The sequence below is a fragment of the Herminiimonas contaminans genome (assembly GCF_015645465.1).
GTDB lineage: Bacteria > Pseudomonadota > Gammaproteobacteria > Burkholderiales > Burkholderiaceae_D > Oxalicibacterium > Oxalicibacterium contaminans.
On the sequence record NZ_JADOEL010000012.1, the window covers coordinates 1 to 23,254 of the forward strand.

Consider the following 23,254-nt stretch of genomic DNA (forward strand, 5'->3'; position numbering starts at 1 on the left):
AAGCACTTGGTCAACAGCATCTCGTTTGAATGATTCGGGATAAGTACGTCTGGTCTTGGTCATAAACATAACTCCTGGGTGGCATTATCCACCTTAAGTTAGTGTCCACCTAGACCGGGACAGACCAAACATCAGCATGCGCGTGAGGCACTAGAACATTACCGGCAATCAGTGAAAGAACAACGCGACCAGGATCAACGTCGACATGAGCAACAGATCCAGCAGTTGCAGGCAGAGATGCGCAAACTGCAACAAAGTTTGGTAGTCAAGCAGGACGAGGTAACTCGCTTAAATCAAGACGGAGTTCGCCTAGTAGCAGACTTGTCACATGCTCGAAAATCAGCCTATGAACAACAGACTTATGGACGGCAACTAGAGCAAAAACTGGAAGCACTACCAGTTATCCAGCAGCAGCACTATGCTCTTGTGAGTAAGCTAGAGGAGAAAGATCAGCGACTCAAGGAGCTCACGACTCAGATATCGCTGCCACCAGTCCGATAGTGCGTCTCACCTAAGCACATCTAGTCTAGTGCTTATGCCTGTGATGAATATCAGGGAAATGTTCGTGGCTGTGAGTTAATTCTTCGTGCTCATGCGGATGAACATGTGGCTCATTATCATCCCACGGAAAATTATGCTCATGTTGATGATGCGCGTCGTGGCGATGCGAATGTGCATGAGACAAAGGTAAATGGGTGTGTTGATGGCCATGCGTTTCAGTTAAGTGCAACCAAATGCCCATTCCCATCAATGCTGAGGCAATCCAAAATACCGTACTAGGTGTTTCACCCAAAATTAATAACGAAACAACTGCACCTACAAACGGCGCAGCGGAAAAATAAGCCCCCGTCCGAGCCGTGCCGAGATGTCTAAGCGAAAGTACAAACATGACCAAGCTCAAGCCGTAGCCACAAAATCCGACAAGGCCTGCGCTTGCTATGGATGTGATTGCTGGCACGGAGTAACCCAAAGCCAATGCAATCGATAGATTTACCGACCCAGCAACTAAACCTTTAATTCCGGCGATTTGTACTGCATCGCTTGCCGAGACTTTTCTGGTTAGATTATTGTCAATAGCCCAGCATAAGCAGGCTGCAACGATAGCAAGAGCACCCCAGGGAATTTCCAATTCTGGACGCTCATCCCACGACAACAAAATGCCAGCGATCACGATTAATACCATGCCGGCGAAAATACGACGATCGAAGTTCTCTTTGAAGACAAACCATGCCAGTAAGGCTGTCAGCACACCTTCAATATTCAGTAATAACGATGCAGACGATGCAGGAGTGAGCGTTAGACCAATCATCAAAAGCACTGGACCAGCAATACCACCAGTCAAAATTGCTCCGCCCAGCCAAGGTAAATCAGACTTAGTAAGACGATCCCCTGAAGTCTTTTCCCCTCTTGAGAATAGGGAGCGCAAGGCGTACCAAGTGAGCAAACCAAGTCCACTTCCGAGATAAAGCAATCCCGCAAGCATGACTGGCGCCATCTGTCCGACAAGTATTTTGGAAAAAGGTGTACTAGCACCAAACAATGTGGCTGCCAACAGCGCGTAAACAACTCCTCTGTGCATTCTGTTCTCCACCTTACTACCTATTCCGCTACCTTATTTCATCACGGATGGTGACTGATAGCAATATCAGGCCGATACTTCAAAATTTGAGATAACCGGCGCTAGCGATCAGCTAGCACCAGTTTAATAAAAAACACTATAGTGATTCGATTCGTGTTTCTAATTTCGCGCTATCATTGAAACGACGCCGACGCAGTACCAACCCTGTAATGGCAGGCAAAACGAACAATGTCAAAATAGTGGAAGTAATCAGCCCACCAATAACCACAGTAGCTAGCGGTTTTTGTACCTCAGCACCGGTACCTGCGAGCACCAGCACGCCTAGCCCGGCATTGATAAATGGCCATGGACGAGCAACTGCTCGTCGCAACCAAGGCTCGTAGCGTGACTTAGTTACGGTGATGATTTTGACTTCCTTCTCTGAGACCGGTCCACTCATCAATACCGCGATCAAAGCTGGCACGAACGTAAGCGACAAAACGAAGGCAGAAACTAAAGCTAACATCAACGTTATGACCATCGGCGAAAACATCTTACCTTCCACACCTTGGAACGTTAGGCATGGCAAGAACACGAGAAATATCACTAACTGACCGTATATGGTGGGGCGCAGCATTTCACGCGACGACGCGACCACTTCTTCAAGCCGCTCCTTCAGTACTAAGGTGCGCCCTTCCCGATGCTGTCGCTCTGCTAGCCGCCGTAGCGAATTTTCGACGATGATGACCGCACCATCGATGATCAGGCCAAAATCCAACGCTCCCAAACTCATCAGGTTGCCGGAAATATGCAACGAGTTCATACCGATAGCACTCATCAACAACGATAGCGGGATCACAAGCGCCGCAATCATCGCAGCTCGCCAATTACCTAGCAAAGCGAACAGGACGACGACGACCAATAGCGCGCCTTCAGTAAGATTTTTTGCTACGGTGTTTATGGTCGCTCCCACTAGTTGTGAGCGGTCCAAGGTCGGCACCACGGCGATTCCTGCCGGAAGGATTCGACCAATCTCCTTGAGCTTGTCACCGACTGCAGCGGCCACAGTACGACTGTTTGCGCCTACCAGCATCAATGCGCTACCAACCACTGTTTCATAACCATCTCGGCTGGCCACGCCTGTACGCAATTCGCCCCCGATGTTGACTTTAGTAATTTGTCCGACCGTGATTGGCACGCCGTTGCGGGATGTGACCACAGCGCGAGTCAACTCGTCTTGAGTACGTACACGGCCATCAGCGCGCACCAGATATGATTCGCCCGACCGGCGAATATAATTGGCACCTACTGAAACGTTGGCTTCTTCAAGCGCAGTACCCAGCTCTGCAAATGAAATACCGTAAGCAGCCATCTTGGCAGGATCGGCTTCGACGACGTATTGCTTGACATAGCCACCCAACGAATCGACATCTGCCACTCCTGGCGTAGTGCGCAATTGCGGTCGCACAATCCAGTCCTGTACCGTACGCAGATACGCTTGTTTGGCCACGTTATCTCGCAGACGCTCTCCCTGTTCGGTAAGAAAACTGCCGTCGGACTGCCAGCCAGGCTTACCATCCTTGACCGGCGCTCCTTTTCCTTCTGGATGGGTGTACTCAACACTGTAATGAAACACTTCGCCTAAGCCGGTGGAAACAGGCCCCATTTGTGGTGTGACACCTTCAGGCAGATCTTGTCGTGCTCTTACCAATCGCTCTGTCACCTGCTGACGCATAAAGTATAAGTTCGCGCTCTCCTTAAAGATCGCGGTGACTTGGCTGAAGCCGTTGCGTGAGATGGAGCGCACGTTTTCCACTCCGTCTAGCCCTGCTAGTGCCGTCTCAATAGGGAAAGTTACACGCTTTTCGATTTCGACCGGAGTCAAACTTGGGACCAGCGTGTTGATTTGTACCTGCTTATTCGTGATATCCGGCGTAACATCAATCGGCAACAAATTGAGTTGCCAAGCGCCAGCCATTGCGACAACCAGAGTGATGAATAGAACTAGCCAACGAGACCGAACCGAACTGGTAATGAGAGATTCCATCATCATTCTTCCTTAGCACTCTTGATCATGTCAGCCTTCACTAGGAAAGCATTGCGAGTGGCGACCATTTCGCCGGCGCTAACACCAGAAATAATCTGTGCCACACCGCCACTCCTTGTGCCAACAAGAACTGGCTGCACGCGAAAGCCCTCCTTCGTGCGCACGAACAGTACGTCATGTCCGTTAACGTTTTGCACGGCATCCTCCGACACCACCAGGCCAGAAGCACCATTCTTGACATGAAGGCGCGCTTGCACGCCTTCGCCAACGATTAGTTCCCGTGTAGACGATGAAGGCGTCAGAACGACAATCGCGGTGCGCGTGCTACTACTGACTGTCGGCGTGACCGAGCGCACGGTAGCTTCAACAGAAGAACCGTTGGCAGCGAGAATTGTGGCATTGTCACCAGATGCGACACGTGTGACATCAGCAACAGGTAGTGAAGCTTCTATCAGTACTTTTCCATTTCCAGCAACGCGGAATAATTCCATCTGGGGCTGAACGAAGATGCCTAGCGTCACTGTCTGCGCTGTAATTTTGCCGCTGATGGGACTGACTACAGCGACCGACTTGCCGTCAGCGGTAACTTGCGCAGCTTTAGCCACGGAAGTCGCGCGAAGCGCCTCGCTCTCTGCAACAGTCAGAGCCGATTGTGCCGCCTCCATCTCTTGGCGCGGCGTCACACCTTGCTCGAACAAACTATATTCGCGTGCATAGTTCTTGCGAGCTAGATCAACTCTGGCAATCGCCACATTACGATCAGCGTTCATGGCCGCCGCTTCGAGAGAACTGACCTGAGCCAAAGTTTCGCCAGCACGCACGGTGTCGCCTAACTGGCGACTAACCTGCGTCACATTGCCAGAAGCGCGCGCCATGATCACGGCCTCACTATTTGGTGCTGCTACTACAGTGCCAGCAGTAAGGATTTCTGCTTCCAAACCTCCACTTCCGATCGCCTCAACGGTAATTTTGGAAACGGACAGATATTCGGCAGGAATTTTGACCTCATCGCCACTGTCACTGGTAGCTGGTGGGGCAACAGGTGCAGACACGGTCTCTACATTACTTTGCGCAACAGTCGGCGCATCATGCTTGGCCAGCCAATTAGCAGTGCCAAATCCCAGAGCTGCGGTAACTGCTGTCAGACTAACGACAACCGGCCAGCCCAACTGCAAACGTTGTTGTTGCTTCATGGTGCTTCTCCAAATACGTTACGGCCTTCGGCCAATGAGAGGGTGGCCGTGCTGATTTCTCTCCATCGCTTGTTCGAACACGATCTGGCAGACGGCAGCCTCGAGCAATGGCTACTGGTTCCGCGTACGCTGATCGGTCTGGTCGCAACCAAGATAGCCGCACATTGGCTGATTGCCTGTTTGCCGCTGATCCTGGTGGCACCGTTGCTGGCTTTGCAATACGGGCTTTCCAACGACGCGACACTTTGTTTGCTCATCACCCTGCTGCTCGGCACGCCGACCCTGGCCTTGCTTGGCGCACTCGGTGCGGCGCTCACACTGGGCATGCGCGGCCAGGTCTTGCAGGCCTTGATCGTACTGCCTATGAGTATTCCGCCGCTGGTGTTTGCCTGCTCTGCAGTGTCCGCCAGTCAGCAAGGTTTACCGGCCGGGCCTGCGTTGAATTTGCTCGGTGCCTGCCTGTCGCTGGCGACTTTTCTTTGTCCATGGGCCACCGCTGCGGCCTTGCGCCTGGCATTGGAATGATGAAATGAATATTTCACCTGCCTCCCCTACCACTGCACCACATATCGCGCGTAACTGGCGTAGCCTCGCTTCGCCCCGCATCTTTTATCCATTTGCTGGCAAGCTCATCCCATGGTTTATCGCCATCGCCGTGATCACCTCCGTAGCTGGTTTATGGATAGGCTTCTTTGTTGCGCCAACGGATCATCAACAAGGTGAGGTCTACCGCATCATTTTCCTGCACGTGCCTGCAGCGTGGATGTCGATGTTTCTGTACTTGCTGGCTGCCACGCATGCAGGCATAGGCCTGGTATTCGGTACACGCCTGTCACCGTTAATGGCGCGTGCATTGGCACCGACCGGTGCGCTGTTCACCGTGATTGCACTATGGACCGGTGCAGCCTGGGGCAAGCCGACCTGGGGTGCATGGTGGGTGTGGGATGCACGCCTCACCTCAGAATTGATTTTGCTATTCCTTTACTTGGGTTACCTCGGATTGGTATCCGCGATCGAGGATCCACGCAGAGCCGATAATGCCGGTGCGATTGTGCTGTTAGCAGGTGTGGTCAACGTCCCCATTATCTATTTCTCGGTACAGTGGTGGAGTACGCTGCATCAGGGAGCAACCATACGGTTTGATGCAGCACCCAGCATGACTCAAGCGATGCTGGCTGCCATGCTGCTGATGGCCGTAGCCTGCTGGGCCTATAGCGTCGCCGTTGCACTGGCGCGGGTACGCTGCCTGATCACTGAGCGCGCTGCACTGGAGAGAACGTGATGAACCATACTTTCTACCTGTCCCTAGCCTACGGTGTCGGCGCAGTGTTACTGCTGCTTGAAATCATTTTATTGCGTCGCCGTTACCGTCGTGCCCGCAAGTTGCAGCAAGGCGAGCAAGTATGACACCACGCAAACGACGCCTTGCTTTCATTGCACTCGGGCTCGCTGCGGTATCGATCACGATTGCACTGGTACTCAATGCCTTGAATAGCAATGTGATGTTTTTTTATAGCCCAAGCCAGATACAGGCTGGTGAAGCGCCGCGCCAGACCAGTTTCAGATTGGGTGGCCTGGTCGAAACCGGTTCCTTGCGCCGTGGTGCGGATGGGCTGGATGTGCATTTCGTTGTGACCGATGGTGCTTACAGTATTCCAGTTAGCTATCGTGGTTTGCTGCCGGATCTGTTCCGTGAAGGCAAAGGCGTGGTGGTCGCAGGCCACATGCATGATGGCACTGCATTCACCGCCACCGAAGTGCTGGCCAAGCACGACGAAAACTATATGCCGCCAGAAGCCGCCGCGGCCTTGAAGCAAGCACACGATGCCAAGGGAGTGAACCTGAAATGATGCCGGAAACCGGTCTATTCGCACTGATACTGGCACTGCTGGTCGCCGTGGTGCAGGCCATCCTGCCGCTGGCTGGTGCGCACTGGGGCATCGCTTCATGGATGCGCGTTGCGCGTCCTGCAGCTGCTCTACAGTGTCTGCTGGTCTGGCTGGCACTGGCCATCCTGGCATATGCTTTTCTGACGAATGATTTTTCTGTCCTGTATGTCGCATCCAATTCGCATACCGACCTCCCAGCCATCTACCGCTTTACTGCGGTATGGGGTGGCCATGAAGGTTCGATGTTGCTGTGGCAGGGATTGCTTTCAGCCTGGACGCTGGCGGTTGCTTTACGCAGCCGGCAATTACCGCAGGCATATGCCGCGCGTGTGCTTGGTGTCATGGGTGTGCTCAGTGTCGGTTTGCTGCTTTTCCTGCTGCTATTGTCCAATCCATTCGAACGCCTGATTCCGGTCGCGATCCAGGGTCGCGATCTCAATCCGCTGCTACAAGATCCCGGCATGGTGGTGCATCCGCCGCTGCTTTACATGGGCTATGTCGGCTTCTCGGTCGCATTTGCCTTCGCGATTGCGGCGCTGCTATCGGGCGAACTTAATGCTGCATGGGCACGCTGGTCGCGTCCCTGGACGCTGGCGGCATGGAGCTTTCTCACGCTCGGCATCCTGCTGGGTAGCGGCTGGGCTTATTACGTTCTGGGCTGGGGCGGCTGGTGGTTTTGGGATCCGGTGGAAAATGCGTCCTTCATGCCCTGGCTAGTCGGTACTGCCCTCATCCATTCGCTGATTGTTACCGACCAGCGCGGTGCTTTCCGCAGCTGGACTGTGATGCTTGCGATTGCTGCTTTTTCGCTGAGTCTGCTGGGCACTTTCCTGGTTCGTTCCGGCGTGCTGACTTCGGTGCACGCCTTCGCCGTCGATCCGGGTCGCGGGCTTTACATCCTCTGCTTCATGGTGTTTGTGGTTGGTACTTCACTGCTGCTGTTCGCCTGGCGTGCGCCCCGTATCGGATTAGGCGGCTGGTTCTCTGTCCTCTCACGTGAATCACTGCTGCTGGTCAATAACGTGTTGTTCACTGCTGCAGCATTGGCGGTACTGACTGGCACACTTTATCCATTGCTGCTGGATGTGCTCGGCGGTGACAAGATCTCAGTCGGCCCACCCTACTTTGACGCTATTTTTGTTCCGTTGATGGTACCGGCGCTGATGCTGATGGGCGTAGGCCCGCTCGCGCGCTGGAAACGCAGCACCCTGCCCGACCTGAAACGACAGCTACGCTGGGCATTGGTCGCCAGTGGCATCAGCGCCTTATTGCTGGGCTTGCTGTTACCGGTCAGTGCGAGTGGCTGGACACCGATGTCGGCTTTCGGATTATTGCTGGCAACCTGGTGTGTCTGCAGCACGCTGGCACATGCGTGGCAGCGCCTGAGGGGCAATGGCGGTAATGCACCGCGCGTCTCGCGGCAACCGCTTAGCTGGTGGGGCATGTTGGCCGCGCATTTGGGTATAGGCATATTCGTCTTTGGCGCGACGCTGGCGACCAGCTTTGAAGTAAAGCGCGAGTTGAGCCTGTCCATGCATCAGGATGTCAGCGTTGGTGGCTACGACTTCCGCTTCGACAAACTGGAATTGGTTGCAGGTCCCAACTATGATGCGCAACGTGCGTCCATCAGCGTACAGCGCGATGGCAAACTGGTCGGCGTGTTGCAGCCGGAGAAACGGCTGTATCGTGCGCAGAATATGCCACTCAGCCAGTCTGCCATCGATAGCGGGCTGACGCGCGATCTGTTCGTCGCGTTGGGTGATGCAGTGAATGAAAAAACCTGGACCCTGCGCATCCAGGTCAAGCCTTTCATGAACTGGATCTGGGGCGGCTGCCTGCTGATGGCGCTCGGTGGTTTCCTGGCGCTGGCTGATCGTCGCTATCGTATCTACGCAGCGCGTCGCGCAAACCAGGCTACCGCCACCGCGCCGCTCAAAGCCGGAGGAATCGCCTGATGCGCTACATCCTCCCCCTCGTCGCATTCCTCATCCTGGCAGTAGTACTCGGCCTCGGTCTCCAACGTGATCCGCGCGCGCTGCCCTCGGCCTTGCTGGATAGACCGGCTCCAATGATAGAGCTGCCGTTATTGAATGAAGCACAGCGTCAGTTTGACTCCAGCAAATTGCAAGGGCAGGTCTGGCTGCTCAATGTATGGGCTTCATGGTGCGGTCCCTGCCGTGAAGAATTACCCGCACTGAAAGTGCTGGCAAGTCGCGACCAGGTTCCGCTGTACGGTTTGAATTACAAGGACGATACCGAGGAAGCCCGTTTGCTCCTGCAACAGGTTGGCAATCCTTATCTGGCATCGGCGGTCGACAGCAAAGGCCGCGTTGGTATGGACTATGGTGTGCAAGGCGTGCCCGAAACCTTTGTGATCGATGCTGGCGGACGCATACGTTATCGCCATGTGGGTCCGGTCACGGCTGAAGTATGGCGCGAAAAATTGCTGCCACTGGTGAGGTCCTTGCAATGAGAAAGCTGACTTTGCTCCTGAGCCTGCTGCTGGTGACGCCATTGTATGCGGTCGACCAGGCTGAACTCGATGCGCGCGAAGCACGCTTGGCGGCGCAGTTGCGTTGCGTAGTGTGCCAGAATCAGACCGTTGCGGAATCGAATGCACCGCTGGCGGCCGACATGCGTACCGAAATACGCAAGCAATTGGAAAATGGCAGTAGCGATCAGCAGGTCATCGATTTTTTTGAGCAGCGTTATGGCAGCTTCGTGCACTATCTCCCGCCATTCCGTCCTGCCACTTGGCTGCTCTGGGGAGCACCTTTCCTGTTTGGCCTGTGTGGACTGTTCCTGTTGTTCCGCGTACTGCGCCGCCGCAGCCGTGAGCCGCATGCTACGCCACTGACTGAAGAGCAACGCGCACAGGCTCGTCGTTTGTTGCATGAGGATGCACAACCATGAGGAGCATGGCATGAACGCATTGTGGCCCTTATGGGTAAGCGCGCTTGCACTATTGCTGCTGACTCTGGGTGGCTTGCTGTGGCCGCTATTGCGCGAGTCCAGTGAGACGGTTACTGGCAATCCGGGGGCAGATGTACGCCTGCGTCAGATCTATCGCACCCAGCTCGCAGAACTGGAACGCGAACACCAGCGCAAGTCATTGACAGATGATGACTATGCGCAAGCTGTCGTTGAACTGGAGCGACGCCTGCTGGAAGATCTGGACGGCATTCCTGCCCCTGTCCAGCTGGCAAAGGAAGGTGTATGGCGTAAACGCATGCCAGCGGCATTCCTGAGTGTGCTGCTACCTGCTGTTGCGTTTGTACTGTATCTTCAGGTCGGTGATCCGCGTGCTGCGGCCACGGTAGCCATGGGGACGCCGGATATCCACGCCAATACTGGTGCCGATGTAGAAGACATGGTGCGACGACTGGAAGAACGCTTGCGCGAGACGCCGGATAATCTCGAAGGCTGGATCGTGCTCGCCCGTTCACGTGAGGTACTGGAAGATTTTCCGGCAGCTACCGCTGCCTATCAGCGCGCGCTGGAACTGGCGGTGCAGCAGAAAACGCCACCAGCATTGCAAGCGCGTCTATATGCCGACATGGCCGATGCGATGGCGTCCGCGCGCGGCGGTGCATTGGATAAGCCGGTGCAAGCCGCACTCAACTCTGCGTTGCAACTGGATGCCGAGCAACCCAAGGCACTGGCACTCGCCGGTACCGCAGCCTTGCGTGAAGATGACCTCGCCGGGGCGCGGCAATATTGGCAGCGCTTGTTGAAATTACTGGAGCCTGATTCCGACATGGCCTTGCGTGTGCAAAACGATCTCGCGCGTCTGGAACCTGGCAAGCAAGACCAGGCACCAGCCGAAATCAAATCCCTGGCTGGGCTGACTGGAACCGTGCGTTTGGATCCTGCTTTACAGGACAGGGTTGAACCAGGCGATACCGTATTCATCGTGGCGCGTGCAGCGGAAACCGGTCGCATGCCAGTGGCGGTACTACGTCTGACTGCAGCACAATTGCCTGCGCAATTCAAACTCGATGATACGAATGCGATGACGCCTGATATGCCGCTGTCGCGTTTCGACGAACTGATGATAGAAGCACGTATCAGTCGTTCCGGCACCGCGCAGAGACAACCCGGCCAGCCTGTCAGCATCGTGCAGACCGTGCGGCGCGGCAGTGCTGGACTCACCTTGTTGATAGGGGCGATTGAGCCTTAACGATAGTCTGGAGAATCTGCTGGTGTTGAAACGGTCAGGACCTGTAATCAATCGTGATGTTCAGACCTTCAGAGCCCCACGAAATCCCCGCACTGCATAGTAGGACGATGCACCGTTGTGATAGATGAAGATGTGCCCGTAGCGAAAATCGGCGAATAAGGCACCACCAAGCTTGCGTATGTCGGCAGGTGTTTGTATCCAGCTCGATGTTTTGGCATCGATCGTAACGAACTTTTGCAGTTCGCGATACTGCTCTTCGGACAGCATCTCTATGCCCATATCCGCCGCCATATCCATTGCGCTGCCTGCCGGCACATGTTCCTTCCTGGTTTCGAGTGCTGCGCGGTCATAGCATATGCTGCGGCGTCCTTTAGGCGTTTCAGCGGCGCAATCATAAAAGACGTACTCATCCTTCTTTTTGCCATCGCTGATGACATCCGGTTCACCGCCGGTTCTTTCCATCTCGCTGAGCGACCATAGCTTGCCCGGATCGACATCCAGCCTGGCTACGACAGCAGGCCAACTCATGTCCTTGTGTCGGCGCATGTTTTCTTCGAAACGATGCTTGAGTGTTGCCAGCAGCTTGTCGCGCTCGGTAGTAGTTAAAGTCTGGGCTTTAGTCTTGGACATTTTGTCTTCATCTCCTCGCTCATACAGTCATTCCGGGATGAAAATATGGGAATAATCATACCCGGGTAATATGGCAGCATTGCATTTCCCTGGATAAATACTACGACCATGGCTAACAAACTCCCCGTACTGGAATACCTGCAAAAATCCCTGGCTGGCACGCTGCAGGATGGCGACACCACGCATATGCAGTACCCCACTCCGATTTCGCAAACACTGGGGATACGCATCGTTGAAGTTGGCCTCGGTACGGCCACAGTAGAGATAGATGCATCGCCGGATTTGCACGGCAATCAGCAGGCAACTGTTCACGGGGGCTTAATGTGTGAGCTGGCAGATGCGGCAATCGGAACCGCGCATTCAACGCTAATGGCAGAAGGTGAATCATTCGCCAGCATTGATTTAAAGATTAATTTCTTCCGTCCGGTCTGGGCCACCAGATTGCGCGCTACCGCCAAGCCGATACAAAGCGGGCGCACCATCACTCACTACACCTGCGAGATAGTGCGTGAAGATGGCAAGGCGGCTGCGACAGTGATCAGTTCTGTCATGACCTTGCGTGGGGAAAAAGCCCAGGGAAGATAAGGCTACTGCACCTGCCACCACGCTGGCAGCAAGTCCATCACATCCGGCCGCGCAAAGCGATCATCAATCAGGTGGATATAGCCACGGTCATCCTGCGTGCGGATGACGCGACCGGCAGCCTGCACCACTTTCTGCATGCCCGGATAGAGATAGGTGTAGTCATAGCCTTTGCCGAAAATCTGATCCATACGCACACGCATTTCTTCATTGATCGGATTCATTTGCGGCAAGCCTAAGGTAGCGACGAACGCACCGATCAGGCGCTCACCCGGCAAATCCACGCCTTCAGCAAACGCGCCACCGAGTACGGCAAAGCCTATGCCCTGCCCGCCATCAGTGAAACGCGCGAGAAAGTCCTGCTTTTCACTTTCACCCATGCCACGTGACTGCTGCCAGATCGTGACATCCGGATACAGTTCAGCAAATAAATCAAGGACCTGCTGCAGGTAATCAAAGCTGCTGAAGAATGCCAGGTAGTTGCCCGGCGTATGGCTGTACTGCGCAGCGATCAGCTTGGCGATAGGTGCCAGCGAGTGCGACCGGTGCTGGTAGCGGGTCGAGATGGTGCGCGCTATGCGTACGGATAATTGCTGCGCCATGAATGGTGACTCCACATCTATCCATGCCGTGTCGTCCGGCAGTCCCAGCATGTCGGAATAGAAATGATGCGGCCCCAGCGTGGCGGAGAATAAGGTGACAGTATGTGCAGTGGCGAAGCGTTGCTTGAGGAAAGGTGCCGGCACGATATTGCGTATGCACAGCGTCGCTTGCGGCTTGTTGCCGGACATGTCCGTGGTGATATCAAACATCGAATGCTCGCCAAACACCTCAGCCAGTTTGGAAAACTGCATCGCATCGAAGTAAAAGCGTTGCAGCTCCGGACTCACGCTATCCGGCTCATCCGTCATCAGATCGGTGATATCGGTACCGGCCTGCTGCAAGGCAAACAGGAATTTTTCCGCGATCGCGTGATACACCGCGTACTCGGCTTCCTGATTGCGATACAAGTCATTCCACTGTCGATTGACGCGATCCAGTACCGTCTTCAATGATTTGGGCGCTGACTTGCGCGCGTAGCGGAAGCTGCTTTGCGTCAGCTCGGCGCTATACATCTTGCGCGCACGCTCCACCATATTGTGTGCTTCATCCACCAGCACGGCGACACGCCAGTCATTCTCTACGGTCAGGCCATACAGCATCGCGCTGATGTCGAAGTAGTAGTTGTAATCCCCGACCACCACATCACTCCACCGCACCAACTCCTGGCTCAGGTAATACGGGCAGACCTGATGCGCGAGCGCGATGGCGCGCAAGGCTTGCTGATCCAGTACCGCTGCCCGGACTGCAGCCTGGCGTGCAGCCACGACGCGATCATAGAATCCCTGCGCCAATGGACAGGACTCACCGTGGCAGGCCTTATCCGGATGCTCACATGCCTTGTCACGTGCGACCAACTCCAACACGCGCAATGGCAAGACGGCAGAGTCCTTGCCCTTGCCGATCAACTCCATCGCATCCAGCGCCAGAGCACGGCCCGGTGTCTTCGCTGCCAGGAAGAATATCTTGTCCAGTTTTTGCCCCGGGCTGGCTTTCAGCAAGGGGAAGATGGTCGCAACTGTCTTGCCTATGCCGGTCGGTGCCTGCGCCATCAGATGACGACCGGACAGTGCTGCCTTGTAAACTGATTCAGCCAGATGACGTTGCCCGGGACGGAATTCCGCATGCGGGAACGCCAGTCCGGTCAGTGCCGTATCGCGCGCCAGCCTGTGCTGGGTCTCTTGTTCCGCCCATGCCACGAAGCGCTCGCACAAGTGATCGAAATGCAGCTCCAGCGCATCGGCCGAGTGCTTCTCGACCAGCATGGTTTCTTTTTGCGTGCCGATATCAAAGTAGACCAGCGCGACATTGATTTCTTTCAAGCCGCGCGTCTGGCACAGCAGCCATGCATATACCTTGACCTGCGCCCAATGCAGCTGGCGGTGGTTGTCGGGCATCGCATGCAGATCGCCGCGGAAGGTTTTGATTTCTTCAACCCGGTTGTAGCCAGGATCATAGCCGTCTGCGCGACCACGTACGCGCAACTGCTTATAGAGTCCGCTCAGGCTGACCTCTGCTTCGTAATGTTTGCCACGTCGGGACACCACCGTGCCGTGACCGGCTATGCCTTGCTGTGCGGTCGGTGCGGGCGTGAAGCGCAAGTCCAGGTCCCCGACCTTGGCCGCGAATTCGCACAGGGTGCGCACGGCGACGACATAGCTCACGCGGCCTGCTCCGACCATTGCACATAGGTGACCGCCACCGGCATCTGGTGCGCTATGCAGTAATTGATCCAGCGTATCTGGTTATCCTGCAGGCGGTCGCCTGGCCCTTTCACTTCCAGCATGCGGTAACGTTGCTCTTGCGGCCAGAACTGAATCAGGTCAGGCAAGCCGGATCGATTGGCCGGGATATCGCGCAAGATACGTTCGAAATACTTTTTCAAATGTGCCGCCGGGATGCAGTGCAAGGCCAGCTTCAGCAACTCTTCATCTACCGTGCTCCAGAATACGAACGGCGACTGGATGTTGGTTTTCGCATGAAAGGTGTTCATGATGGCTTGCTGGTAACGCCCGTCATCAAGCTGCGCCAGGCACACATCAAACAAATCCTGCCGTTTTTGCACGAAGTCAGGATGATGCAAATCGACAGGCCCCTGATGGAAAGGATGGAAGAATGCACCCGGCAAGGCAGCAAATACCGCAGGCCAGCATAACAAGCCAAACAAGGTATTGATCAGCGCATTCTCGACATAGAACACTGGCGCCTCTGCGCTGGAATAATGTGCTTGCACCACCTGCTCCACAGATGCCGGCAAGGCCGGATAAGGCAAACTCAGGCTTAGTTCGTCGATCGCAGGCGCTTTGTCGGCCAGCACCTTTGCATGCCCTGCCTTGCGTCGCAAACGCGGCAACATGCGCAATAAAGCCTGCTGCTCGGTTTCGCTTTCCGCTTGCTGCCATGCAGTCATGGCCAGTGCATATGCATCCGCCTCGGCACCGCTCTTTTCCAGCACGCGTATGGTACGCACACGCGCTCCAGCGTAGTCGCAGTTGCGATAAAGCGCGAGTGCACTGTCCAGTTCATTACAGCGTTCATACTCTTGCGCAAAGCGAAACAACAGTTTGTTGCGCCGCCCTTCCAGCCAGCTATTTGCATAAGGCACTGTCGGTATATCCGGCAATATCTCATCCAGATACTCGCCTTCATCAAAGCGCTGACGGCAATGATGCAGATGCAGATAATCGTCTATATCCTGCCGTGAACGAAATCCGCGCGAGGTTTCTGAGAATTCGACCACTTCATAGCGATAAATGCCCAGATCCGACAGCACGAACTCTGACCAGTCCTGGTACAGATTGCCAAAGAACATCAGGCGCAAACGTTCACACAGCGCTGTGACCTGCACCGCATAAATGGATTCGGCCAACTCCGGTGCCCAGCGCGTCATCGGCTGGCTGTCGGGGAAAGCCTGCGCCAGTTCTTCCAGCATTTCATGCTTCCTGGCCGTGCTGGCGGCTGCAGAGTAGCGAAACGCTTGCGCCAGCTCGGCCTTGCGCAACAAGGCAAATAGCTGCGTTACATCCAGGGACGGGTTTTGCACTATCCATCCCAGCGCAAGCAAAGGTGCGGCCGCAGCATCCGGGCAGCCTATTTCTGCATAACGCAATTTACCCGAGCGGAAGACCTCACCCTTACGCATCACCATGCGTACCAGCAAGGCACGCGATGCCTGCGGCAGCGTCGGGAATTGTTCGATGAAGTTACGCTCGTCATCGGCCAACAAATCGCTGTAACGCTGCGCGATCCAGTCAAGGACGCGCTGGAAGTTCTGCAGGTAGTAGAACGGGTCAGGAAGCGTAATGGGCATGGGTGCAGCGACAGAATATTCGATGAGTTACAGCTGTTAGCGTATGGCCGGGTCAGGTTTAGTACTGGATATAAAAACAGTATATTGAAGAGCCAGAATAACCGCAATGGCTGACAGGGAATAGCAATTCCATCTTGTTTAAAAAGAGTGCAACGCTTATTATCCAAGGCGTTTCTTTGGTATTTAAAGCCTTACTTCAGGAATCTCCATGTCTGTCACCACTTCCATCTGGCTATTTCAGGTCGTCATCGCTATCGGCCTGGCCAACTGGCTCTCAATCGCGGCGATCAATAATCTGCGCGCATTCCGCGCATCGGTTTGGGCCGTCGGCAATACCATGGCCATGACACCATTAAGCGAAGAACCGCGCATAGATATTCCCTTGCAAACACGTGCAATCACATCTCCGGCCCTGCATCGCCTTGCCCTTGTCGTCGTGATCATTCTGCAAATCATTGCTGCGGTAGCTTGCTGGATGGGTTGTTATCAATTAGCGCTCGCGGGCAACCTGCATGCTGCACGACCATTACTCAACCTCGCCTTGTGCAGCTTTGCCGCCTTCATCTTTGCCATGCATTTAGGCGGAATATGGTTCGCGTACTGGATACGCCAGGGCGAGCTGCAACTGACGCACATCAGTTTGCTGCTGTGGGCACTGTTAGCCTTTTTCCTTTTTAATATCACCTGGATATAGTCAACCATGCGTGAACGTCTGGAGAAACTGCTGGCTGAAGGGCGCGACAACGCCCTGCTCCGTTTCGGTCTCGGCAACGCCTGCCTGCAGGAAGATGATGCTGCCAGCGCTGTTCTTCATTTACAGCAAGCGACACTGCAAAATCCTGCCTACTCTGCGGCATGGAAACTACTGGGTGTTGCCTTGCGGAAGCTGGAACGCCTGGACGAGGCTGAACAGGCCTGGAATAGCGGCTTAAAAGTCGCACAGGAACAAGGCGACCTGCAGGCGGTCAAGGAAATGACGGTCTTCGTCAAACGCCTGCACCAAGCTAAGTGAGAGCGAAGCACTTACATGCACGGCACTTCGTCTTCACATCAAGCTGATGGCATCTCCTTAAGGCCTATCCAGTGGCCACAGGATGCAGAAAAGATCGCATCGCTGGACGCGTCCTACAGCAGCTTGTACACATATGAAACCAGGCAGAACGGGCTGGGCTTTTCTTTGCACCAGGTCGAGCGCGCAGAGCCTTTCCATAAAAGCTATCCGATGGAGGACATCGCAGATGACGCGCGGGATGCCGACGTCGCCTGGATTGCTGAAGACAGCTCCGGCAAAGTGGCCGGCTTTGCGACCGCCGCATATCAGGAGTGGAATCGCAGCGTGCTGATTACCGGAATCTTTGTCGCTCCTGCATACAAGCAGCAAGGCATAGGCCGCAGCCTGCTCGAATTGATAGACAAGTTTGCCCGCACTACTTCGGCACGGTGTTTGCAGCTGGAGACGCAGAATACCAACGTCCCCGCCATCAATTTTTATCTGAAAGCAGGCTTCCGCCTGAGCGGCATCAATGTCGATCTTTACGATCCACATCAGGTACAGGCCGGGGAAGCCGCCTTGTACTTCACACGCGCATTAGCACCTGCCTGATCCAGGTCAGCCTTTACCCATCGCCAGCAAAACCAGTAGCAGCCCTATCAGGCCAGGCAAGGCTTGCGCATACAGTATCTTGCGCGCCGCAGTCAGTCCGCCGTAGACACCTGCCACCAGTACGCAGAGCAGGAAGAATATCTTGATGTGGTCGCCTGCAGCACCCAGCCATACACTCCACAACAAGCCTGCGGCGAGAAAACCGTTATACAAGCCCTGATTCGCAGCCAGCACTTTCGATGCCGCGGAGAATTCAACGGTCAGACCAAACGCCTTCCTGCCCTTGGGCGTATCCCATAAAAACATTTCGAGATACAGGATATAGATGTGCAGAATACCCACCAATGCGGTGGCAATACTTGCGATGGTGTGCATGTCGGAATCTCCCTTATTATTTTTAGCGGGTTGCAACGATGAATAGCCGTGGGAAAGGCAGTAATACTGTGCCATCTGACAAGGCAGGATACGCTACGCGCACCGCGTCTTCATAACGCGCCAGATAGTCTTGTTGCTCCTCTTCCGTCAGCGGTGCCAGGTAAGGCCGGAGCCCACTGCCCTTGAACCATGCGACCACATCGGCCGCGCCGCCCGGCAAGGCGTGATAGTAGGTGGTGCGCCAGACATCCACGCTTTTGCATAGTGGCCGCAACAATTCGAGGTACCAGTTCGCATTATTGCGTGGGGTACGCCTGACATCGACCAGCCGTTCGGCCCACGGGCCGTTATCTGCGACCTTACGCATGAGTTGATGTGCGGGCTCACCCAGGTTATCCGGTGTTTGCACCGCCAGGACACCACCCGCTTCCAGATTGCTGACCAGTCGCGGATACAGCGTCGCGTGATCCGGTACCCATTGCAATGACGCGTTAGCGAAGATCAGATCAACCTTTGCTGTCGGGTGCCAGTCTTGCGCGCCCATAAGTTCAAACCGGACGCCAGGCAGACGCTTGCGTGCCGTGTCCAGCATATCTTCCGAACTATCCAGCGCCGACACTTGCGCCTCAGGGAAACGCGCGATCAGCGCTTCGGTCGAGTTGCCCGGACCGCAGCCTATATCGACTGCCGTGCGCACCTGCGCCAGCGGGATTGCATTCAGCAAGTCCCGTACCGGACGTGTGCGCTCATCTTCAAAGGTGGTGTACTGCTTCGCGTACTGCGTGGCCCAATTCATTTCCTGGCTCCTTCCATACCAACCAATAATGTAAATCCAATCCGCAAACAATAAGGGCGAAACATGCTTGCACACATTTCGCCCCAGTACCGTTTTTTACCTATGCATCAAAGTGCCAGGTCTGCCGTTTCACGTTTAGGTGCAGGCGCAGGAGCTGCCTGCGGCACGACCGTACGATCGATTGCTGGCGGCGGTGTCAGTTGCAACACCTGGCCAGTGCTTACCCATTCCTGATAAACCTTATCCGGCGAGTCGTTCAGCTTGGTGCCGTAACTCGGCACGATCTGGCGGATTTTGCCTTGCCACGCTGGTGATGCAACTTTGTCCTTGAACACTTTCTTCAGCACATCCAGCATGATAGGTGCCGCAGTCGATGCACCTGGCGATGCGCCGAGCAAGCCCGCTATGCTGCCATCTTTCGATGCCACCACTTCGGTGCCGAGCTTCAATACGCCGCCCTTGTCTGCATCACGCTTGATGATTTGCACGCGTTGACCAGCCTGCCACAAGCGCCAGTCTTCTTTCTTCGCATTCGGGAAGTATTCCTGCAATGCTTTCAGGCGATCATCATCTGACAGCATCAACTGACCGGCCAGGTATTCCACCAGCGGATACTCGGCAACGCCGACTTTGACCATAGGCCAGACATTGTGTGTGGTCGTGCTGGTCAGCAAATCAAAGTAAGAACCTTCCTTCAGGAACTTGGTGGAGAAAGTGGCAAATGGTCCAAACAGGATCACGCGCTTGCCATCCAGCACGCGGGTATCCAGATGCGGCACCGACATCGGTGGCGCACCGACCGAAGCCTTGCCATACGCTTTTGCCAGATGACGTTCGGCAATTGCCGGATTCTCCGTTACCAGGAAGGAGCCGCCCACCGGGAAGCCTGCATATTCATTGGCTTCTGGTATGCCGGACTTTTGCAGCAAGTGCAAGGCGCCGCCACCGGCACCGATGAAGACGAACTTGGCATCGGTTTCAGTTTTAGTGCCATCCTTGACGTTCTTGTAGCCTATGCGCCAGGTGCCATCCGCATTACGCTTGATGTCTTGTACTTCGCTGGACAGCTTGAGGGAGAAGTTAGGCTTGCTTTGCAGGTTGGCGACGAACTGGCGGGTGATCTCACCAAAGTTGACGTCGGTACCGATAGGCGTCCAGGTAGCTGCGATCTTCTGGTTGGCAGGACGGCCTTCCATCATCAGCGGTACCCATTTCTTGATTTGCTCTGGATCTTCCGAATACTGCATGCCGCGGAACAAAGGGCTGGCCTGCAATGCGTCGTAGCGTTTCTTCAGGTATTTGATATTCTCGTCGCCCCAGACGAAGCTCATATGTGGGGTCGAGTTAATGAAGGAGCGCGGATTCTTCAGGACGCCGTTCTTGACTTGCCAGGCCCAGAATTGACGGGAGATCTGGAAGGCTTCATTGATTTCGATCGCTTTCACAATCTCAATCTTGCCATCCTTGGTTTCCGGTGTGTAGTTCAGTTCGGCGAGTGCCGAGTGACCAGTACCGGCGTTGTTCCAGCCATTTGAGCTTTCCTTGGCGACGCCATCAAGACGCTCGACCATTTCCATGCTCCAGCCGGGTTCCAGTTCATTGAGCCAGATCCCGAGTGTGGCGCTCATGATGCCGCCACCGATCAACATGACATCTACTTTTTTAATTTCTGCAGCGTGCAGAGGCGTGACTACGAGGGTAAAAAGAAAGCCAAATATGGCGAGGTGGTTTTTTTTAAACATTATCGAATCCCTTGATTCATTGATTAACATCCGCTTTCATGTAAGGCAACGGTACTTGCTACATGTACAAACCTAAGGACAGTGTGTGTCCCCGGCAGTGCTGATATGGTGAAGATTCAATACGGAGGTACGAGGCCCTCCTGAGACTGTCTTTCCGGCGAGTAAGCTTTCTGTAACAGACCGATGGAATTTTACTCTTCCTTGGCTTTTCAGGCTTTGCACCACGATTTGGCTGCTATAGTCCTGCCTCTCCGGCTGCATCGCAGATCATGCAGAATTGCAGATCATCGTTACTGCTTAAAAGTTCAACCGCTCGCAATAAATGAATTTGAAGACCCTATTCCGCTCCACCCTTGTGCTGTCTTGCCTGCTCCTGATCACTGCTTCGGCATCAGCCGCACCGCGCGCCAAGCCACTGCATGAACGCACCTATAAAAACTGTCTGGTAGTCGGCGTGACCGATGGCGACACATTGAAAGCACGCTGCGGCAAGCCGGGCTCATACCAGAAAATGATCGTGCGACTGGGCGGCATAGATGCGCCGGAACGCAAGCAAGCGTATGGCAATCGTGCACGCAAGGCTTTGAGCGACCTGACCTTTGGCAAGCAAGCGAATCTGGTGTGCAATGCGCGCGACCAGTACAAGCGTCACATATGCAAAGTGATGGTAGCGCCCGGCTCTGCGCCAAATGGCGCCAAGACGCTGGATAGTGGTCTCGCACTAATTACCGTCGGCCTCGGCTGGTGGTACAAGGCTTACGCGCATGAACAAAGCCCGCAGGAGCGTGGACAATATGAATTCGCTGAATTTGAGGCACGCGCCAAACACGCTGGTTTATGGGCTGATGCGCATCCGGTAGCACCGTGGGAATGGCGCAGGAATGAAAAGGCGCGACGCGATCAGCAGCACTAACTGATCCGCAAGGAATGCCTCAGCATCCCTGCCATCTCCGGTTTACTTGTCGGTATCAGCTTGCAGTGCTTTACCTATCGCGTAGAAATTACCGCCCGCTATGTAGTGCAGGCTACCCAGTTCCGGGCTCGCATCTTCAAAATGCCAATGCCCATCCCTGAACACGCGGGTATCTGACCAGGCACCGACGACTTCGCCGATGAACAGATCATAGGTATTTTGATTGTGTGCTTCCGGGATCAGGCGGCATGCCAGCCAGGCCGAGCACCCTGCGACAAATGGCGTCTCATAGCCATCGATCTGAAACAACTCCACGCCAGCACGCTCCAGTTTGTTCGGTTCCTGCAGCAGGCTCTTGCTGCCTACATCGTGTGTCAACTGCAGCTGTGCCACGGTCGGCACCTGGATCACAAAGTGACCGCTGTTTTCCACCAGCGCGCGTGTCCGTGTCGCCTTGTCGATCACGACAGTCAACTTAGGCGGCGCAAAGTCCAGCGCGCAACACCATGCTGCCGCCATCACATTGTTTACACCTGCATGACTGGCCGACACCAGCACGGTCGGCCCGTGGTTGATCAATCTGTAGGCCTTTTCCAGCGCGACTGGCGCGATATGTTTATCCATATAAATTCATCCGTGCAGCAAGAGCAACGACGAGAGTAATAATCAGAGACCCATCATGCCTGATAAGGTGTAATCACGTTGAAACAGAATTTGGGTGAAGTTAAGCCACGAGCCGCTCATGACAAGGAGCGGCTCGCTTCCGGTGCCTGAGCGGCACTTTACGAAGCTGAGATCTTCAGGGTGTAGTCGGATTTGACACCCTTGCGCGCAGCAGCACGATTGATGTAAATCCGTATCGTGTAATTGCCCGACACATCCAGCCGCTGGCGCCATTCATTCGCACCCTGCATTTCTCCGACAAATAAGGCGGTCGCGTCATGCGGCGGCAGGATATTGAAATACGTCGAGTTGGCTTTGCTGGCCTTCATGCTGACCGTGAGTGTTTCTCCTTGCTTGACGCCCACGATAAAATCCTTGGTCGATTTTTCCGGCCCCTGCAAGCGTCCTTTCAGGATCACAGGCTCGGCGCCGCGCAGCGCGATCGCATAGACCGGTATGCTGTCTTCTGCCGTGGCCACGCCTGCTGCACCAAGTAAGGCACAGCCTATCAAAATTATCTTTGTGTATTTGCGCAACATATACCCGTCCCAAGAGAATAGCCTTGCGTCAAACGAATGACGCAAGGACTCTGTTTTTGTTGTGTTTGTTGTTTACTGCAGGTCTGTTATTTTAATCTGATCACGCCGCATGACAGGCGCTTGCCCGAGTTGCCAGTTGGCTGTGTCACGAAATCATCCGGGTCGGCATGCACGATCAGGCCTTTGCCTATGATGCTATTCGCCGCATTCGGATCAAGTGTGATCTGGCTGGTGGTGAGGTTGAGTGTAGCATTGCCGTTGGAGTCGGCCGACAGGTTGCCGAAGTCGCCACCGTGGTGTTCAGAATGGCCGGGTGCGCCGTGCTTCTTGCCATCAGGATTGAAGTGGCCGCCGGTGCTCATGCCATCCGGCGCACTGCAATCACCTTTTTCATGGATGTGGAAACCATGCAGGCCAGGCGACAAACCGGTGATGCGTGCGCTGACCAGAACCTTGTCACCGCTTTGCTTGAATGAGACGACGCCGTTGGTGGTATTGCCTGCAGTTGGCTGCATCACGGCTTCTGCAGTCGGGCCAGAACCATAGCTGGCACAACCGGTAGCAACGATGGCAGCTGTCAATAGTGTAAGGACTGGAAGGGTTTTCATGCGTGAGCTCCTCTTTTAATGTGGAT

At 54.8% G+C, this 23,254-nt stretch carries 26 protein-coding genes and 1 pseudogene; 14 read left to right on the forward strand and 13 right to left on the reverse strand.

The window, feature by feature from the left end; translation table 11 throughout:
- Positions 1-171 precede the first annotated feature (171 nt).
- Entirely contained in the window at positions 172-501 is a 330-nt protein-coding gene (locus tag IXC47_RS13820) for a hypothetical protein (protein ID WP_326838406.1), read from the forward strand.
- 25 nt (positions 502-526) lie between these two features.
- On the opposite strand, the gene IXC47_RS13825 is transcribed toward IXC47_RS13820, so the two are convergent.
- From IXC47_RS13825 to IXC47_RS13835, 4 genes and pseudogenes are all read right to left on the reverse strand, one after another.
- Positions 527-1,579 carry a DMT family transporter gene (locus IXC47_RS13825; protein ID WP_012079588.1) on the reverse strand — a complete coding sequence of 351 codons (1,053 nt, stop codon included), beginning with the start codon at positions 1,577-1,579 and terminating at the stop codon, positions 527-529.
- A 136-nt stretch (positions 1,580-1,715) separates the two neighbouring features.
- Positions 1,716-1,898: an efflux RND transporter permease subunit gene (locus tag IXC47_RS19480; RefSeq protein WP_326838408.1), complete on the reverse strand. Its 183-nt coding sequence runs from the start codon at positions 1,896-1,898 to the stop codon at positions 1,716-1,718.
- Positions 1,884-3,605, reverse strand: a pseudogene (locus IXC47_RS13830) (CusA/CzcA family heavy metal efflux RND transporter); the annotation flags it as partial. The pseudogene IXC47_RS13830 and the gene IXC47_RS19480, both read right to left, overlap by 15 nt.
- Before the next feature lie 2 nt (positions 3,606-3,607).
- Positions 3,608-4,798, reverse strand: coding sequence for an efflux RND transporter periplasmic adaptor subunit (locus IXC47_RS13835; protein WP_012079586.1), 1,191 nt, complete (start codon positions 4,796-4,798; stop codon positions 3,608-3,610).
- Positions 4,799-4,846: 48 nt separating this feature from the next.
- On the opposite strand from IXC47_RS13835, the gene IXC47_RS13840 reads away from it, so the two are divergent.
- From IXC47_RS13840 to ccmI, 8 genes are read left to right on the forward strand one after another with little or no spacing between them, the layout of a single operon-like run.
- Complete coding sequence (locus IXC47_RS13840; protein WP_326838407.1) at positions 4,847-5,323, forward strand: heme exporter protein CcmB; 477 nt, start codon at positions 4,847-4,849, stop codon at positions 5,321-5,323.
- 4 nt (positions 5,324-5,327) lie between these two features.
- The gene (gene ccmC / locus IXC47_RS13845) at positions 5,328-6,080 is read left to right on the forward strand and encodes a heme ABC transporter permease CcmC (protein ID WP_195875986.1); all 753 of its coding nucleotides are present in this window, start codon (positions 5,328-5,330) and stop codon (positions 6,078-6,080) included.
- Positions 6,080-6,205: a heme exporter protein CcmD gene (gene ccmD, locus IXC47_RS13850; protein WP_230089573.1), complete on the forward strand. Its 126-nt coding sequence runs from the start codon at positions 6,080-6,082 to the stop codon at positions 6,203-6,205. The genes ccmC and ccmD overlap by 1 nt, the downstream gene beginning before the upstream one ends.
- A complete protein-coding gene (gene ccmE / locus IXC47_RS13855) occupies positions 6,202-6,648 on the forward strand; it encodes a cytochrome c maturation protein CcmE (protein ID WP_195875988.1) in 447 nt (148 codons plus the stop codon). The genes ccmD and ccmE overlap by 4 nt, the downstream gene beginning before the upstream one ends.
- Entirely contained in the window at positions 6,645-8,642 is a 1,998-nt protein-coding gene (locus IXC47_RS13860; RefSeq protein WP_195875989.1) for a heme lyase CcmF/NrfE family subunit, read from the forward strand. Before ccmE ends, IXC47_RS13860 begins: the two co-directional genes overlap by 4 nt.
- Positions 8,642-9,160, forward strand: a complete 519-nt coding sequence (locus tag IXC47_RS13865; RefSeq protein WP_195875990.1) for a DsbE family thiol:disulfide interchange protein — start codon at positions 8,642-8,644, stop codon at positions 9,158-9,160. Before IXC47_RS13860 ends, IXC47_RS13865 begins: the two co-directional genes overlap by 1 nt.
- Positions 9,157-9,600 carry a cytochrome c-type biogenesis protein gene (locus tag IXC47_RS13870; protein ID WP_195875991.1) on the forward strand — a complete coding sequence of 148 codons (444 nt, stop codon included), beginning with the start codon at positions 9,157-9,159 and terminating at the stop codon, positions 9,598-9,600. The genes IXC47_RS13865 and IXC47_RS13870 overlap by 4 nt, the downstream gene beginning before the upstream one ends.
- A gap of 10 nt (positions 9,601-9,610) precedes the next feature.
- Positions 9,611-10,867, forward strand: coding sequence for a c-type cytochrome biogenesis protein CcmI (ccmI, locus tag IXC47_RS13875; protein WP_195875992.1), 1,257 nt, complete (start codon positions 9,611-9,613; stop codon positions 10,865-10,867).
- 60 nt (positions 10,868-10,927) lie between these two features.
- Here ccmI and IXC47_RS13880 read toward each other — a convergent pair whose 3' ends face one another.
- Positions 10,928-11,497, reverse strand: coding sequence for a DUF4256 domain-containing protein (locus tag IXC47_RS13880; RefSeq protein WP_195875993.1), 570 nt, complete (start codon positions 11,495-11,497; stop codon positions 10,928-10,930).
- A gap of 108 nt (positions 11,498-11,605) precedes the next feature.
- Between IXC47_RS13880 and IXC47_RS13885 the strand changes: the two genes are divergently transcribed.
- Positions 11,606-12,082, forward strand: a complete 477-nt coding sequence (locus IXC47_RS13885; protein ID WP_195875994.1) for a PaaI family thioesterase — start codon at positions 11,606-11,608, stop codon at positions 12,080-12,082.
- A gap of 2 nt (positions 12,083-12,084) precedes the next feature.
- Here the strand turns inward: IXC47_RS13885 and IXC47_RS13890 are convergent, their stop codons facing one another.
- A complete protein-coding gene (locus IXC47_RS13890) occupies positions 12,085-14,343 on the reverse strand; it encodes an ATP-dependent DNA helicase (RefSeq protein ID WP_195875995.1) in 2,259 nt (752 codons plus the stop codon).
- Complete coding sequence (locus IXC47_RS13895) at positions 14,340-15,989, reverse strand: VRR-NUC domain-containing protein (protein WP_195875996.1); 1,650 nt, start codon at positions 15,987-15,989, stop codon at positions 14,340-14,342. The genes IXC47_RS13890 and IXC47_RS13895 overlap by 4 nt, the downstream gene beginning before the upstream one ends.
- Before the next feature lie 208 nt (positions 15,990-16,197).
- On the opposite strand from IXC47_RS13895, the gene IXC47_RS13900 reads away from it, so the two are divergent.
- The 3 genes from IXC47_RS13900 to IXC47_RS13910 are packed head-to-tail and all read left to right on the forward strand — an operon-like array spanning position 16,198 to position 17,592.
- Positions 16,198-16,683 (forward strand): DUF2165 family protein, encoded by a 486-nt coding sequence (locus IXC47_RS13900; protein ID WP_175625948.1) that lies wholly within the window; start codon positions 16,198-16,200, stop codon positions 16,681-16,683.
- 6 nt (positions 16,684-16,689) lie between these two features.
- On the forward strand, positions 16,690-17,001 hold the full coding sequence (locus IXC47_RS13905) for a tetratricopeptide repeat protein (RefSeq protein ID WP_175625949.1): 312 nt from the start codon (positions 16,690-16,692) through the stop codon (positions 16,999-17,001).
- A 15-nt stretch (positions 17,002-17,016) separates the two neighbouring features.
- Positions 17,017-17,592: a GNAT family N-acetyltransferase gene (locus IXC47_RS13910; protein WP_195875997.1), complete on the forward strand. Its 576-nt coding sequence runs from the start codon at positions 17,017-17,019 to the stop codon at positions 17,590-17,592.
- A gap of 6 nt (positions 17,593-17,598) precedes the next feature.
- Here IXC47_RS13910 and IXC47_RS13915 read toward each other — a convergent pair whose 3' ends face one another.
- The 3 genes from IXC47_RS13915 to mqo all read right to left on the reverse strand — a co-directional run bounded on the left by IXC47_RS13915 (position 17,599) and on the right by mqo (position 20,505).
- The gene (locus IXC47_RS13915) at positions 17,599-17,967 is read right to left on the reverse strand and encodes a DUF1304 domain-containing protein (protein ID WP_195875998.1); all 369 of its coding nucleotides are present in this window, start codon (positions 17,965-17,967) and stop codon (positions 17,599-17,601) included.
- Between the two features lie 22 nt (positions 17,968-17,989).
- Complete coding sequence (gene tam / locus IXC47_RS13920) at positions 17,990-18,763, reverse strand: trans-aconitate 2-methyltransferase (protein WP_195875999.1); 774 nt, start codon at positions 18,761-18,763, stop codon at positions 17,990-17,992.
- Between the two features lie 107 nt (positions 18,764-18,870).
- A complete protein-coding gene (mqo, locus tag IXC47_RS13925) occupies positions 18,871-20,505 on the reverse strand; it encodes a malate dehydrogenase (quinone) (protein WP_175625953.1) in 1,635 nt (544 codons plus the stop codon).
- Between the two features lie 322 nt (positions 20,506-20,827).
- On the opposite strand from mqo, the gene IXC47_RS13930 reads away from it, so the two are divergent.
- Positions 20,828-21,418: a thermonuclease family protein gene (locus IXC47_RS13930; protein WP_195876000.1), complete on the forward strand. Its 591-nt coding sequence runs from the start codon at positions 20,828-20,830 to the stop codon at positions 21,416-21,418.
- A gap of 42 nt (positions 21,419-21,460) precedes the next feature.
- On the opposite strand, the gene IXC47_RS13935 is transcribed toward IXC47_RS13930, so the two are convergent.
- The 3 genes from IXC47_RS13935 to IXC47_RS13945 form a co-directional block, all read right to left on the reverse strand.
- Positions 21,461-22,042, reverse strand: a complete 582-nt coding sequence (locus IXC47_RS13935; protein ID WP_195876001.1) for a flavin reductase family protein — start codon at positions 22,040-22,042, stop codon at positions 21,461-21,463.
- Positions 22,043-22,200: 158 nt separating this feature from the next.
- Positions 22,201-22,560: a hypothetical protein gene (locus IXC47_RS13940; RefSeq protein WP_195876002.1), complete on the reverse strand. Its 360-nt coding sequence runs from the start codon at positions 22,558-22,560 to the stop codon at positions 22,201-22,203.
- Between the two features lie 146 nt (positions 22,561-22,706).
- Complete coding sequence (locus IXC47_RS13945; RefSeq protein ID WP_195876003.1) at positions 22,707-23,228, reverse strand: superoxide dismutase family protein; 522 nt, start codon at positions 23,226-23,228, stop codon at positions 22,707-22,709.
- Positions 23,229-23,254 lie beyond the last annotated feature (26 nt).